15 protein-coding genes are annotated in these 14,072 nt (G+C 72.0%); 5 read left to right on the top strand and 10 right to left on the bottom strand.

Annotation, left to right across the window (positions count from 1 at the left end; translation table 11 throughout):
- Positions 1-4: 4 nt before the first annotated feature.
- Together J5Y09_RS16265 and J5Y09_RS16260 are read right to left on the bottom strand one after the other, a co-directional pair.
- Positions 5-535, bottom strand: coding sequence for a lipocalin family protein (locus tag J5Y09_RS16265; RefSeq protein WP_209352870.1), 531 nt, complete (start codon positions 533-535; stop codon positions 5-7).
- Positions 532-1,431, bottom strand: coding sequence for a polysaccharide deacetylase family protein (locus J5Y09_RS16260; protein WP_209352869.1), 900 nt, complete (start codon positions 1,429-1,431; stop codon positions 532-534). Before J5Y09_RS16260 ends, J5Y09_RS16265 begins: the two co-directional genes overlap by 4 nt.
- 95 nt (positions 1,432-1,526) lie before the next feature.
- Between J5Y09_RS16260 and cydD the strand changes: the two genes are divergently transcribed.
- A complete protein-coding gene (gene cydD, locus J5Y09_RS16255; RefSeq protein WP_209352868.1) occupies positions 1,527-3,203 on the top strand; it encodes a thiol reductant ABC exporter subunit CydD in 1,677 nt (558 codons plus the stop codon).
- Positions 3,203-4,873 (top strand): thiol reductant ABC exporter subunit CydC, encoded by a 1,671-nt coding sequence (cydC, locus tag J5Y09_RS16250; protein ID WP_209352867.1) that lies wholly within the window; start codon positions 3,203-3,205, stop codon positions 4,871-4,873. Before cydD ends, cydC begins: the two co-directional genes overlap by 1 nt.
- Positions 4,874-4,881: 8 nt before the next feature.
- On the opposite strand, the gene J5Y09_RS16245 is transcribed toward cydC, so the two are convergent.
- Entirely contained in the window at positions 4,882-5,280 is a 399-nt protein-coding gene (locus J5Y09_RS16245) for an Hsp20/alpha crystallin family protein (protein WP_209352866.1), read from the bottom strand.
- A 201-nt stretch (positions 5,281-5,481) separates the two neighbouring features.
- On the opposite strand from J5Y09_RS16245, the gene J5Y09_RS16240 reads away from it, so the two are divergent.
- The 3 genes from J5Y09_RS16240 to J5Y09_RS16230 all read left to right on the top strand — a co-directional run bounded on the left by J5Y09_RS16240 (position 5,482) and on the right by J5Y09_RS16230 (position 9,138).
- Positions 5,482-6,441, top strand: coding sequence for a radical SAM protein (locus tag J5Y09_RS16240; protein WP_209352865.1), 960 nt, complete (start codon positions 5,482-5,484; stop codon positions 6,439-6,441).
- Between the two features lie 246 nt (positions 6,442-6,687).
- A complete protein-coding gene (recQ, locus tag J5Y09_RS16235) occupies positions 6,688-8,481 on the top strand; it encodes a DNA helicase RecQ (RefSeq protein ID WP_245217179.1) in 1,794 nt (597 codons plus the stop codon).
- A gap of 87 nt (positions 8,482-8,568) precedes the next feature.
- Complete coding sequence (locus J5Y09_RS16230) at positions 8,569-9,138, top strand: hypothetical protein (RefSeq protein ID WP_209352863.1); 570 nt, start codon at positions 8,569-8,571, stop codon at positions 9,136-9,138.
- 68 nt (positions 9,139-9,206) lie between these two features.
- On the opposite strand, the gene grxD is transcribed toward J5Y09_RS16230, so the two are convergent.
- The 7 genes from grxD to purS all read right to left on the bottom strand — a co-directional run bounded on the left by grxD (position 9,207) and on the right by purS (position 14,052).
- Positions 9,207-9,545 (bottom strand): Grx4 family monothiol glutaredoxin, encoded by a 339-nt coding sequence (grxD, locus tag J5Y09_RS16225; RefSeq protein ID WP_209352862.1) that lies wholly within the window; start codon positions 9,543-9,545, stop codon positions 9,207-9,209.
- A complete protein-coding gene (locus tag J5Y09_RS16220; RefSeq protein ID WP_198376500.1) occupies positions 9,542-9,790 on the bottom strand; it encodes a BolA family protein in 249 nt (82 codons plus the stop codon). The genes grxD and J5Y09_RS16220 overlap by 4 nt, the downstream gene beginning before the upstream one ends.
- Entirely contained in the window at positions 9,790-12,012 is a 2,223-nt protein-coding gene (purL, locus tag J5Y09_RS16215) for a phosphoribosylformylglycinamidine synthase subunit PurL (protein WP_209352861.1), read from the bottom strand. The genes J5Y09_RS16220 and purL overlap by 1 nt, the downstream gene beginning before the upstream one ends.
- A gap of 43 nt (positions 12,013-12,055) precedes the next feature.
- The gene (locus J5Y09_RS16210) at positions 12,056-12,616 is read right to left on the bottom strand and encodes a transposase (protein ID WP_209352860.1); all 561 of its coding nucleotides are present in this window, start codon (positions 12,614-12,616) and stop codon (positions 12,056-12,058) included.
- 161 nt (positions 12,617-12,777) lie between these two features.
- The gene (gene purQ / locus J5Y09_RS16205) at positions 12,778-13,473 is read right to left on the bottom strand and encodes a phosphoribosylformylglycinamidine synthase subunit PurQ (protein WP_209352859.1); all 696 of its coding nucleotides are present in this window, start codon (positions 13,471-13,473) and stop codon (positions 12,778-12,780) included.
- A gap of 119 nt (positions 13,474-13,592) precedes the next feature.
- Positions 13,593-13,811 carry a hypothetical protein gene (locus J5Y09_RS16200; RefSeq protein WP_209352858.1) on the bottom strand — a complete coding sequence of 73 codons (219 nt, stop codon included), beginning with the start codon at positions 13,809-13,811 and terminating at the stop codon, positions 13,593-13,595.
- A gap of 1 nt (position 13,812) precedes the next feature.
- Positions 13,813-14,052, bottom strand: a complete 240-nt coding sequence (gene purS, locus J5Y09_RS16195) for a phosphoribosylformylglycinamidine synthase subunit PurS (protein WP_209352857.1) — start codon at positions 14,050-14,052, stop codon at positions 13,813-13,815.
- Between the last annotated feature and the right edge of the window lie 20 nt (positions 14,053-14,072).

The following is a 14,072-nucleotide window of genomic DNA, read 5'->3' as shown; positions in this document are numbered from 1 at the left end:
GCCGTCAGCCCCCCTGCCGCGTCCGGCGCAGGCGCGAGGTGTCGAAGCCTTCGCGCGCCGCGATCGCCAGCGCGGCGGCGTAGTCGACGTCCGACATCCGGCGTTCGCGGGACAGGACCCACAGGTAGTCCCGCCCCGGGGCGCCGACGACCGCCCAGCGGTAGTCGGGATCGAGCCCGATCACCCAGTAATCCCCGAAGAAGGGCCAGAAGAAGGACACGCGCAGCCGGTCATTGCCGGGCGACACGCTGCGCGCGACGCCCTCGGCCACGCGTTCCGCGCCGCCATCGAGCGCGTTGCTGCAGCGATTCACCACGCCGATCCCGCCATCGGGCCGGCGGGAATAGGTCGCGCTGACCTCCTCGCACCGGACGCGCGCGCTGTCCTGGAACGATGTCGGGAAGCGCGCGGCCTCGAACCAGAGGCCCTCGTAGCGGACGAGGTCCACCTGTCCGACGGTCCGCGGCGTGCCGGGGCCGGGTTCGGTCGCGCAGCCGGCAAGCAGCAGCGCGGCGGCGAGCAGGGCGCGCCTCATGCGTCGTCTCCCGGGATGGTGCCGGCGGGCAGGGCCAGCGCATGGTCCAGAACGCCGCCGGCGATCGTGATCCACACCGTCCCGCGCCGTGCCGCGACATGCGCCAATGCCCGTCGCAGATGCCGCAGCCGATAGGGCTGGCCGACGAGGTAGGGATGCAGCGCGATGCCCATCACCTGCGGCATTCCGTCCTCCACCTGCCGCAGGCGTTCCTCGAAATCGTCCACGATCATGTCGGCGAACTGCTCCGCGCCGTCCTTGCGGCCCACGATGGCGGGGATGTCGTTGACCTCCTGCGGGTAGGGGATGGCGAGCAGCCGGCCGGCGCGGGTGCGCATCCAGACCGGCGCATCGTCGGCGCACCAGTTCAGCGTGTAGGCGTAGCCGGCTTCCGCCAGCAGGTCGGGCGTCGTGCGGCTCTCGGCGATCCAGGGGGAGAGCCAGCCGCGCGGCGGAGTGCCCTCATGGCGCGCGATCGCTGCGGTGCTCTCGGCGACCAGGGCGCGTTCCTCGGCCTCGGGCAGGACCGACTGGCGCTCGGAATTGGTCCGGCCATGGCCGGCGATCTCGTCGCCCCGGGCGCGATGCGCCGCGACCAGCGCCGGGGCGTAGTCGTACATGGCGCTGTTCAGCAGCACGGTCGCCGGGAAGCCGAGTTCATCCAGCAGCCCGATCAGCCGCCACGCGCCGACCCGGTTGCCGTAGTCCCGCCAGGCGAAGTTCATCACGTCCGGCTGCGGCCCGCCCGGGGCGAGCTCGGCCCCCAGCCCCTCCCCGAAGGCGAAATGCTCGAGGTTGACGCCGAGATAGACCGCGAGCCGCGCCCCATCCTTCCACGCATAGGGCCGTCGCCCCGGCCAGGGGTGGTAGTCGTATCGGCCATGGGTCGGCAGCATCGGCGTCTCCTGTCACCCCGGTGATGGGGCCGGCCTGTCCGAACGACAAGACAGTCCCGGTGGCGGGACGGTCAACGATCCCTTACAAGGTCGGCATGGCTGCCGTTCCGCCGGGTTCGGAGACAGGTGCCGCCACCCTCCTTGCGGGGGAGGCGCGTGCCACTCGGGCCCGCCTGATTCCTCCCATCCTGCTTGGCCTCGGCATCGCGGCCTGCGGTGTCGCGCAGGCCTTCCTGATCGCCCGCCTGCTGGCCATGTTGCTCGGCCATGGCGCGGCCGGCTGGCCGGACCTCGCCGCCGCGGCCGTGCTCGCCCTGCTGATGGCCGCCCTGGGCATCGCGCAGGAACGCACCCAGCAGGCGGCAGGGGAGGAAGCGAAGGCGCGGCTGCGCGACCGGCTCTTCGCCCGCCTCCTCGCCGCCGGCCCCGCCGATGAGCGCGCCGTGGGGGAAAAGAGCGCCCTGGTCGTCGAGCGCGTCGAGGCCATGGAGGGCTATTTCGCCCGCTGGATCCCGGCCGCGATGCTGGCCGTGCTGGCCCCGCTTCTCGTGGCCGGCGTCGCCGCGGCGGCGGATCCGCTGAGTGGCCTGATCCTGCTCGGCGCGGGGCTTCTCGTGCCGATCGCGCAGGCCGTCTCCGGCATCGGCGCGGGCCTTGCCAGCCGCCGGCAGTTCGCCGCGCTGCAGCGCCTGTCGGGCCGCTTCCTCGACCGCATGCGCGGCCTGCCGATCCTGGTCCTGCACAACCAGCAGGACGCGGAGGCCGGCAGGCTCGGCGCCGCCGCCGAGGAACTCCGCGCGCGGACCATGCGCGTGCTGCGACTCGCCTTCGTCGCGACTGGTGCGATGGAACTGATCGTCGGCATCGCGCTCGCCTCGCTCGCCTACCGGCACGGGCACTTGGTGTCCGGTACGCATCCGGCGCCGGTCGAGGCGCTGTTCTGCCTGCTGCTCGTGCCGGTCTTCTTCGTGCCGCTCCGCGCCTTCGCCGGCGCCTATCATGAGCAACTGGCCGCGCGCGGGGCCGCCGCCGACCTCGCGCCGCTGCTCGCCGCGCCGGAGCCCGAGGGCCTGCTGCTCGAGGAAGTGCCGCCCAAGGTGACGGTCACCTTCCACGAGGTGCGCCTGACCTACGACGCGTCGCGCCCGCCGGCGCTCGATGGCCTGTCCTTCCGCGTCCTGCCCGGCGAGACGCTGCTGCTGACCGGCCCGTCCGGGTCAGGCAAGACGAGCGTGCTGCGCCTGCTGATGGGCTTCCGCCGGCCCGATGGCGGTCGCATCGCGATCAACGGGCATGACGTGACGCTGCTGCGGCCCGCCGAACTCCGCCGCCTGTCCTCCTATGTCGGGCAGCGCGCGCACATCTTCCGCGCCACGATCCGCGAGAATATCCGCTTCGCCCGGCCGGACGCCGACGACGCGGCGGTGGAGGCCGCGGCCCGCGCCGCGCAGGTGAGCGATTTCGCGGCCGACCTGCCGCAGGGGCTCGACACGCTGGTCGGTGATGGCGGCTTCGGCCTTTCGGGCGGCCAGGCGCAGCGCGTCGCGGTCGCGCGCGCCTTCCTGCGCGACAGCCCGCTCGTCCTGCTGGACGAGCCGACCTCGCATCTCGACCCCGGCACGGAGGCCGCGGTGCTCGACGCGCTGCGGCGGCTCTGCGTCGGGCGGACCGCGATCGTCGCGACGCATGCCCGCGCCGCGCGCGGCTATTTCGGGCGCACGCTCGACCTTGGCGCCATGGGCGCCTCGGCCGACCGCATGGCAGGGAATTGATGGCGCGCGACCTGATCCGCATCCTCGGCTTGTGGCCCGCGCGGCGCGGCTGGCTGCTCGCGGGCGTGGTGGCAGCGATCTGCTCGACGCTGGCCGGGCTTGCGCTGCTGGTCCTTGCGGGGCGCGTCATCGCGGGCGCGGTGGTGGCCGGGCAGGCGGGGGCGGCGCTGCTGACCGGCATCGGCCTCGCCGCGCTGGTCTGGCTGCGGCCGGTGATGCTGTTCCGCCCCGTCGCGCGCTACCTGGACCGCCTCGTCACCCATGAAGCGACGTTCCGCGCGCTCGCCGACATGCGGGTCTGGTTCTTCCGGCGCCTGGCGGAGCGGCTGCCAGCCGGCCTCGGCCTGCGGGAGGCGGGCGACCTGCTCGGGCGCCTCGTCGCCGACGTCGAGTCGCTGGATGGGCTCTACCTCCGCGTCATCGTGCCCGCGGCCTCGTCGCTGGCCGTCGTCGTCGCCATGGCGCTGGTGATCGGCGCGGCCGATCCGGGGTTGGCGGCGCTGCTTGCCTTGCCGCTGGTCGCGGCCCTCCTGCTGCCGCTGGTGCTTGCCCCGGCCGCGGCGCGGGCGGGGCAGGACGCCGCCCGGGCGCAGGGCGCGCTGCGCAGCGCCGTGGTCGACCCGCTGACGGGGCTCGAGGACACGCTCGCGGCCAATGGGGAAGGGCGTGCGGCGGCCCGCGTTACGGCAGCGGGGGCCGCGCTGTCAGCGGCGCAGCGGGCGCTCGCGCGGCGGTCCGCGCTGGGTGGCGCGTCCGGCGCGCTGCTCGTGCAGGCGGCGCTGCTCGGGAGCCTCGCCTGGGCGCTCGGCGCGGGCCAGGACGGGCTCGCGGCGGGGCTGATGGCGGTCTTCCTCGCCATCGCGGCGGCCGAGGCGCTCGGCCTGATGCCGCGTGCGGGGACGTCCCTGGCCGCCGCCTCCGCCGGCGCGCGGCGGCTGTTCGAGGCGGCGGACGCCCCCGCGCCCGTGGCCGAACCCGCGCGGCCGGTGGCGGCGCCCGCTGGCCACGCCATCCGCCTCGCCGGCGTCGGCTTCGCCTGGGCGCCGGACCGCCCGGCGGTCTTCGACAATCTCGATCTCGACGTGCCGGAGGGGGCGCGCATCGCGCTGCTCGGGCCGTCCGGGGCGGGCAAGTCGACGCTCGCCGCGCTGCTGCTGAAGTTTGCCGCGCCGCAGGCGGGCCGTATCACGCTCGGCGGGGTCGATATCGCCGACCTTCCCGCGGCCGAACTGCGGCGGCGCGTCGCCTGGCTGACCCAGGATGCGCGGCTGTTCGACGACAGCATCGCCGCCAATCTCCGCCTTGCCGCGCCGGAGGCAAGCGAGGCGGAGTTGTGGAAGGCGCTCGATCGCGCGCAGGTGGGCGACCTGGTCCGTGGCCTGCCGGAGGGTCTCGAGACGCAGTGCGGGGAAGGGGGGCTGCGCTTCTCGGGCGGACAGGCGCGTCGGCTCGCGCTCGCGCGCACGCTGCTGTCGCCCGCGCCGGTCCTGATCCTGGACGAGCCCGCCGCCGGTCTGGATGCTGACACGGAACGCGCCTTCCTCCAGACGTTGGACGAAGCCACGGCCGGGCGCAGCGTCATCCTGATCCTGCACCACCTGACGGGCGTCGAGCGGCCGAGCCGCATCCTGCGCCTGGTCGGCGGCCGGGCGATTCCGGCCGCCGGATAGGCGACGCGTCAGCCGGCCGGCTTGGCGCTGCCGATCGGAATGCGGTTCACGCTCGGCTTCGCCTGGGGCGGGCGGGGCAGCGTCACGCTCAGGACACCCTTGTCGAAGGCTGCGGCCACCTGCGCCGGGTCGGGCGCCCAGGGAAGGCGCAGCGTGCGGCGGAAACTGCCGTAGCTGCGCTCGGATATGTGGACGCCTTCCTTGTCTTCCGTCTTCTCGGCGCGCTTCTCGCCCGACAGGGTCAGCAGGTCGCCATCGAGCGAGATCTCGATGTCCTTCTCCGCGAGCCCCGGCAGCTCGGCCGTGACGACGACGCCCTGCGCTGTCTCCTTCATCTCGACGGACGGGGCGAAACCGGCGGAGGGTGCGAGCGCGCCACCGAACATCTGGTCGAAGACCCGATTCACTTCGCGCTGTAACGTCCCGAACAGGTCCGGCGAAGACTCCGGACGCGGGACAGGCATACGAGGACCCATGACACTCTCCCTTGCTGCGAAGAGGCCCGGCGGGATGCCGCCCGGCCAGGCCGGACGGCACGCTTCTATGCAGGCTGGCGGTGGCATTCCTTGCGCCGGATCAAGGCCATCACATCTCGTTGAGACGCCCCGATGACAAACCTTTCGACCACCCTGCCGCGCCGCCTTGATCCCGCGAAGTTCCGCGACCCCGCGACCACCGCGAAGGGGGAAAGGCGCGCGGTCGTCGCGTTCGGCGGGCTGCGGACGCTTTGGGTGAATACCGGGACGCTCTGCAACATCACCTGCCGCAACTGCTACATCGAGAGCAGCCCGCGAAACGACGCTCTGGTCTACATCTCCGCCGCCGAGGTCGCGACCGCGCTGGATGAGGCGGCCGCCCTGGCCGCGCCGATCGAGGAGGTCGGCTTCACCGGCGGCGAGCCTTTCCTCAACCGCGACCTGCCCGCGATGCTGCGGGATGCGATGGGGCGCGGCCTGCGTGCGCTGGTTCTTACCAACGCGATGAAGCCGATGACGAACTACGCGCAAGCCCTGCTGGCGCTGCGGGAGGATTTCGGCCCGCTGCTGACGCTGCGCGTTTCGCTCGATCATTTCGAGCCGGCCTTGCATGATCTCGAGCGCGGCGAGGGCACCTTCGCCAAGACGCTGGAGGGGCTGGGCTGGCTCGCGGAAAACGGGTTCCAAATTCATGTGGCGGGCAGGGCCGGCTTCGGTGCCGGTGACGAGGCAGCGATGCGCGATGGCTACGCCGCCCTGTTCGCGGCGCATCGGATTCCGGTGGACGCCGCCGATCCCGTGGCGCTGATGCTGTTCCCCGAGATGGATGCCGGCATCGACGTTCCCGAGATCACCGAGGCGTGCTGGGACATCCTGCGCAAGTCGCCGGACTCGATGATGTGCGCGTCGTCGCGGATGTTGGTGAAGCGGCGCGGCGCGGATCGGCCGGCCTTCGTCGCCTGCACGCTGCTGCCCTACGATCCTGGGTTCGAGATGGGATCGACGGTGGCGGAGGCGGCGCGGCCGGTCGCGCTGAACCATCCGCATTGCGCGAAGTTCTGCGTGCTCGGCGGCGCCGCGTGTTCGAGATGAGGAGTCCGGCCAGCCGTTGACGCGGGGCAGGGCTTCGCGCGACCAAGGCGCACCGCCGCTGCCGGAGTCGCGCCTCATGCCTCGCCTGCCACTCGCCAGACGCCTGCGCCGCGGGCCTCCGGTGAGCCGGGCAGGTTGGTCCGCCATCGGTCCGTGGCGCCGCCAGCGAGGCGAAGCGCGTCGAACGGCGCATGCTCCTCCCGCGCGAAACGCCGCAAGCCGGCTGGGCGCCGCATGAGCGCCGCGATGGAAGATCCGCGCGACCTGCTGCGCCGCGTCTTCGGCCATGAAGCGTTCCGCGGACGGCAGGAGGAGATCATCCGCCACGCGACCGAAGGCGGATCAGGCCTCGTGCTGATGCCCACGGGCGGCGGCAAGAGCCTCTGCTTCCAGGTGCCGGCACTTTGTCGCCAAGGCGTCGGCGTGGTGGTGTCGCCGCTGATCGCGCTGATGGAGGACCAGGTCGCGGCACTCCGCCAGCAGGGCGTGGCCGCCGCCGCGCTGCATTCCGACCTGCCGCCGGACGAAGCGCGCACGGTGCTGCGCGACCTGCATGGCGGGCGGCTGAAGCTGCTCTACGTCTCGCCGGAACGGCTGACGCTGGATGGCACGCTGCAGCGGCTGGACGAGATGCCGATCGCGTTGTTCGCGGTGGATGAGGCGCATTGCGTCAGCCAGTGGGGCCATCACTTCCGGCCCGAGTATCGCGGCCTCGGCGTGCTGGGGGAGCGCTTCCCGGGCGTGCCGCGTCTGGCGCTGACCGCGACCGCCGACCCGCGCACGGTCGACGACATCCGGCTGCAACTCGGGCTCGGCGATGCGCCGGTGTTCCGCGCATCCTTCGACCGGCCGAACATCTTCATTCGCGCCGAACCGCGGGAGAGCGAGCGGTCCCAGCTGCGCGGCCTCGTGCGCGAGGTGGGCGGTTGCGGCATCGTCTATTGCGGCAGCCGCGCACGGACCGAGAGCACGGCGGAGTGGCTGCGCGCCGACGGGCATGACGCGCTGGCCTTCCATGCCGGCATGGATGCCGGGGCGAAGCGGGACGCGCATCGCCGCTTCGCCCGCGGCGACGACGTGATCATGGCGGCGACCATCGCCTTCGGCATGGGCATCGACCGGCCCGACGTGCGCTGGGTGGCGCATCTCGACCTGCCGCGCAGCCCCGAGAGCTGGTACCAGGAGATCGGCCGCGCCGGCCGCGATGGGCTGCCGGCCACGGCGCTGCTGCTGTACGGCGCGGGCGACATCGCCATCGCCCGCCATCGCATTGCCGAAAGCCCGGCGGGGGATGACCAGAAGCGCGTCGAGCGCAGCCGGCTCGACGCCATGATCGCGATCGCCGAAGCCGCGACCTGCCGCCGCGCGCTGCTGCTTCGCTGCTTCGGCGAGGAACCCGCGCAGCCCGCATGCGGCGCCTGCGATGTCTGCCGCAACCCGCCGCGCCTGGTCGACGGCACCGTCGCCGCGCAGAAGCTGCTCTCCGCCGTGGTGCGCACGGGCCAGCGCTTCGGCGTCGGGCATGTGGTGGACGTGCTGCGCGGCCGGCTGACGGACAAGGTGGCCCAGTTCGCCCATGACAAGCTGCCGACCTTCGGAATCGGCAAGGACCTGCCAGACGCCACCTGGCGCGGCGTGGCGCGGCAGCTTGTCGCGCGCGGCGCGCTCGATGTCGCGGTCGAGAACCATGGCGAACTGGTCGCGACCGAGGCCGCCCGCCCCGTGCTGCGCGGGGAGGAGCCGGTGATGCTCCGCCAGGATGCGGTGCAGCCGGCCAGCCGCCGCGCGACCGCGAGCGAACCCGTCGCCGCGTCCGGGGAGCCCTGCTTCGAGGCGCTGCGCGCCTGGCGGCGGTCCGTCGCGCAGACGCAGTCTGTGCCCGCCTATGTCGTGGCGGATGACCGTACGCTCGCCGGCATCGCCTCGCGTCGGCCGTCTACGATCGATGCGCTGTACGAGGTGCCGGGCATGGGCCGGTCGCGCGTCGAGCGCTACGGCGCCGAGATCCTGCGCGTCCTTGCCGAGTGCGCCGAGGCCTGAGCGGCCCCCACCCGGCCGATGCATCGCATCGTGGGCCCGGGCGCGCCGCGCCGCTATGCTGGCGCTGCCATGCCGGAGACGATCGCCATGCGCCGTTCCATCCTTCTCGCCACAGCGCTCGGGACACTGGTCGCCGCCGCGCCGGCCCGGGCCGATGAGGTCTCGGACGCGATCGCCGAGGCGCAGCGCGCCTATGCCGCGGGCCGCATCCCGGCAGCCCAGACCGCGTTGCAGGAGGCGTTGCAGCTCCTCGCCCAGCGCGCCGCCGCGGGCCTTGCAGGCGCCCTGCCCGCCGCGCTGCCGGGCTGGACCGCCGAGGAAGCGCAGTCGAACGCGGCCGGGATCTCCGGGATCTTCGGCGGCAGCTCCGCCTCCCGCCGCTATGCCAATGCGCAGGGGCAGTCCGTCGAGATCCAGGTGATGAGCGACAACCCACTCATCGCCCAGCTCGCCGCCGTGCTGGCGAACCCGATGCTGGCCGGGGCGATGGGGCGGCTGGTGCGCGTGGGCGAACAGCGCGCCATCCAGTCGAACGACGGGAACATCCAGATGCTGGTGGACAACCGCATCCTGGTCCAGGTGCAGGGGGATGCCGGGCCGGAGGCGAAGCTCGCCTACGCACGGGCCATCGATATCGCGCGCCTGACGGGGCGCTGAGGCACCTTCCGGACGAACCCGCCGGGGGATCCGGGACCGCGCCGTGGGGCACGGTCCCGGACTTCGCATCAGGCCTCGGCCTTGTGGGCCACGCCCTTCTCGTTCAGCAGGGTCGAGAGCTCGCCCGACTGGAACATCTCCATCACGATGTCGCAGCCGCCGACGAACTCGCCCTTCACGTAGAGCTGCGGGATGGTCGGCCAGTTGGTGAAGGACTTGATGCCTTCCCGGATCTCCATGTCCTCGAGCACGTTCACGCCCTTGAAGGGCACGCCCATGTGGCTGAGGATCTGGACGACGCGGGCCGAGAAGCCGCATTGCGGGAACACGGGCGTCCCCTTCATGAAGAGCACCACCGGGTTCTCGGTGATGTCGGCCTGGATGCGCTCGAAGGTCGGGTTGCTCATCGCACGGGGTCCTGTTCCGGGGCTGAGGTCTGGAGCGCCAGCGCGTGCAGCACGCCGCCCATGCGGCCCTGCAGCGCGGCGTAGACGATCTGGTGCTGCTTGACGCGGGAGAGGCCGCGGAACGCCTCCGAGACCACCTTGGCGGCGTAGTGGTCGCCGTCCCCGGCCAGGTCCTCGATGGTCACCTCGGCATCGGGGAGCGCCGCCTTGATCAGCGCCTCGATCTCCGCCGGTTGCATCGCCATCAGACCTGCCTCCCCTGCATCAGCGCGGGGAGGGTTGCTTCATGCGCCCCCCGCAGCGCTTCCACCGATATGGACCGGCCGCCGGCGAGAACCAAGTCCCCGCCGCCGGACCGCCCCAGCCGCGTCGCCGGCACGCCGGCCGCCGACGCCGCGGCCAGCAGCGGCGCGGCATCGGCCACGGCGAGCACGTAGCGGCCCTGGTCCTCCCCGAACCAGAAGGCGTGCTCCGGCAGCCCCTCCGGCGCCGGGGCCAGGGTCGCGCCCACGCCCGTCTCCATCGCCATCTCGGCCACCGTCACCAGCAGCCCGCCATCGGCGCAGTCGTGGCAGGCGAGCACTTCGCCCGCGAGGATGCGTTCGCGGACAAAATCCCCGGTCCGGCGCTCGGCCGCGAGATCCACGGGCGGCGGCGCGCCGTCCTCCCGGCCCGCCACTTCCCGCAGCCAGATCGACTGGCCGAGCCAGCCCTTCGTCACCCCGAGCAGCACGAGGTCGGCGTTCGCGGGCAGGCCGAGCCCGATCGCGCGGCGCGCGTCGTCGAGCACGCCGACGCCGCCGATCGCCGGGGTGGGCAGGATCGCGCGGCCTTCGGTCTCGTTGTAGAGCGAGACGTTGCCGCTGATGACGGGGAAGTCGAGCGCGGTGCAGGCGGAGGCCATGCCGCGCACGGCGGCGGCGAACTGCCCCATGATCCGCGGCTTCTCGGGGTTGCCGAAATTCATGTTGTCGGTGATGGCGAGCGGCAGGGCACCCGTCGCGGTGATGTTCCGCCAGGCCTCGGCCACCGCCTGCCTGCCGCCTTCCTCGGGATCCGCCACGCAGTAGCGCGGCGTGCAGTCGGTCGTCATGGCGAGCGCGCGGTCATGGTCCTCGATCCGCACGATGGCCGCGTCCGCAGCACCTGGGCGCTTGACCGTCTGGCCGTTCACCAGGCTGTCGTACTGGTCCCAGATCCAGCGGCGGGAGCAGAGGTCCGGGCAGGCCACCAGGCGCATCAGCGCCGGCGCGATGCCGATCGGGTCGGCGACGGTCGCGGCGTCGACCACGGGCTGCTTCGGCGTTTCTTCTGTGGGGCGGCGATAGAGCGGGGCTTCCGATTCGAGCGGCGCGAGCGGGATGTCGGCCTCGATCTGTCCCTTGTGGCGGATGACGATGCGGCCCGTGTCGGTCAGGTGGCCGATCACGGCGAAGTCGAGTTCCCATTTGCGGAAGATCGCCTCCGCCTCGGCTTCCCGGCCGGGCTTGAGGACCATGAGCATCCGCTCCTGGCTCTCGCTCAGCATCATCTCATAGGCCGTCATGCCTTCTTCGCGCTGGGGGACGTGGTCCAGCACCAGCTCGACGCCCATGCCGCCCTTGCCGGCCATCTCCACGCCGGAGCTGGTGAGGCCGGCCGCGCCCATGTCCTGGATGGCGACGATGGCGTCGGTCGCCATCAGCTCCATGCAGGCCTCGATCAGCAGCTTCTCCGCGAAGGGGTCGCCGATCTGGACGGTGGGGCGCTTTTCCTCGCTGTCCGCGCTGAACTCGGCGGAGGACATGGTGGCGCCGTGGATGCCGTCCCGGCCGGTCTTGGACCCCACATAGACGACGGGGTTGCCGACGCCGGTCGCGGCCGCGGTGAAGATGCGGTCGGCCCTGGCGATGCCGACCGTCATGGCATTGACCAGCGGGTTGCCGTTGTAGGCCGGGTGGAAGTTCACCTCCCCGCCCACGGTGGGCACGCCCACGCAATTGCCGTAGCCGCCGATGCCGCGCACCACGCCGTCGATCACCTGCTTCATGCGCTGCGCGTCGGGGGACCCGAAGCGCAGCGCGTTGAGGTTCGCGATCGGCCGCGCGCCCATGGTGAAGACATCGCGCAGGATGCCGCCCACGCCGGTCGCAGCACCGTTGTAGGGCTCGATCCAGGACGGGTGGTTGTGGCTTTCCATCTTGAAGACCGCGGCCAGCCCATCGCCGATCGCGATCACGCCGGCATTCTCCCCCGGCCCCTGGATGACCCAGGGCGCCTTGGTCGGCAGTTCCTTGAGCCAGATGCGGGAGGATTTGTAGGAGCAGTGCTCCGACCACATGACCGAGAAGATGCCGAGCTCGGTCAGGGACGGCGTGCGGCCGAGGATGGCCAGCGCGCGCTGGTATTCATCCGGCTTCAGTCCGAATTCGGCCGCGAGCTGGGCGGCGCGGGCGGGGTCGAGCGGGGTGGGGGCGGCAGCGGTCATGGCGCCTTGTCGGCAGGGCGCGCGCCGCTGTCCAGAGGCGCCGTCACGACCAGGCCAGGCGCGTGGCGCGCGGCAGGCGCAACACGCCGCCGGCCTTGCGATGCAGCCGCTTCAGCAGGCGGATGATGTCGAGGAAGATCTCGTCCTGCCGGGGGCCGGTCGGCGCCGGGGGCATGTCGAAGCGCTTGAGCCAGGTGAAGATGGCGGGGTTCGGGACCTTGTCCGGCGGGCCGTTCAGCGCATCGATGAAGCCCAGGCGGCGGATGAGCATGATGAAGCGCAGCCCGCGCAGCCGGACGGCGCGGCGGCAGGCGCGGAAGATTCCCTTGGCGATCTCCCACAGCGGATGCGTGGGATTGCAGTCCTTGAGTGCCACGAGCAGCCTTTCCCACAGACCGGCCTGGGTGAGGCGGCGGAAGTAGCGGCAGACCGTGTCCGGCTTGCCGTAGCGTTCGGGCAGGCAGCGCCAGGGATCGGCGCCGGAGGCCACGTGGAATATGCCGTTCATCCGTTCCCGCAGGTCCGAGATGCGGCGACCCTGGGGGGAGGGGGGGAGGATGAAGGGGAGGAGGGCGTGGAATTGGAGGGGGGTGAGGTCGGGCATGGGGTTTAGTAGCAGGGCGGAATGAAATAGTCAAATTTTCCTATTTTGTGCCGCTGCCCGATCGTCACGCCCGACTCGGCGGGTAGGGCTGACGGGTTCGGAAGGTGCAGGAAACTCAGTTTCCTGCCTGGGTGCAGGGGCGGCGCCCCTGCCTCTCCGCGTCACGCCGCGGCGAAGGCTTCGGCCAGGCTTTCGAACATCGGCAGCCCGTCCGTCCCGCCCATGAGGTCGTCGACGAGGTCCTCCGGGTGCGGCATCAGCCCGCAGACGCGCAGGTTGGGCGACAGGATCCCCGCGATGTTGCGCACCGAACCGTTGCGGTTGGCGGCTTCCGTCGCCTCCCCCCGCTCGTCCACGTATCGGAAGGCGACGAGGCCTTCGCCTTCCAGCCGGTCGAGCGTCGCGTCGTCGGCGAAGTAGTTGCCGTCCCCATGCGCCATCGGCGCGCGGAAGGTCGCGCCCTTCTGCCAGCGGCTGGTGAAGGCGGTGCCGGCGCGTTCCACGCGCAGCGTGCAGTCCATGGACAGGAAGCGCAGCGTGCGGTTACGCAGCAGCCCGCCCGGCAGCAGCCCGGCCTCGATCAGGATCTGGAAGCCGTTGCACACGCCAAGGACGTGGCCGCCCTTGGCCGCGAAGTCCTTCACGTCCCGCATGATGGGCGATTGCGCCGCCATGGCGCCGCAGCGCAGGTAGTCGCCGTAGGAAAAGCCGCCCGGCAGGACCACCAGGTCGAGCCCCTGGGGCAGCGCGTCGCGGTGGAACAGCATCAGCGGGTCGCGGCCCGTGGCGCGCTTGAGGGCCACGCGCATGTCGCGTTCGCGGTTGGTGCCGGGGAAGGTGACGATGGCGGCCTTCATGGGCGGTTCCCTAAAGCATTTTCAAGCCGGGCGGAAACGCCCGGCGACTCGGAAAATGCGTTCAAATACATCGTTGGACCCGCTTCGCCGCGCGCGGACGCGGTCAAGCGGGTCCAACGTCAGCTGAGGGACAGGCGCAGCCAGTGCAGCCCGCCCGTGATGAGGAGTGTCGCCGCGGTCGCGATGGCCGCGGCGGTCACCCAGCGGTTCACCGTGCGCTTGCCGCGTGCGACGAGGTTCAGCCGCGGTTGCGCCGCCAGCCGGTCCTCCCGCCAGCGCAGCCCCATCGCGATCAGGACGGTGAGCACCGCCATGGCGATGAGGCTCGCCTTCACCATGTCAGGCGATCTCGACGCGGAAGGATTCGATCACGGTGTTGGCGAGCAGGCGGCGGGCCATGTCCTCGGCCGCGGCCTTCGCGCGGGCGGGGTCGGTCTCGGCGAGGTCGAGTTCGATGACCTTGCCCGCGCGCACGTCGTTGACGCCGCCGAAGCCGAGGCCTTCGAGCGCGTGGGAGATGGCCTTGCCCTGCGGGTCGAGCACGCCGGCCTTGGGCATGACGTAGACGCGCGCCTTCATGCGCTCTCGCTCCGGTCTGT

The sequence above is a fragment of the Roseomonas nitratireducens genome (assembly GCF_017813355.1).
GTDB lineage: Bacteria > Pseudomonadota > Alphaproteobacteria > Acetobacterales > Acetobacteraceae > Neoroseomonas > Neoroseomonas nitratireducens.
This window is presented reverse-complemented; position numbering and strand designations above follow the sequence as displayed.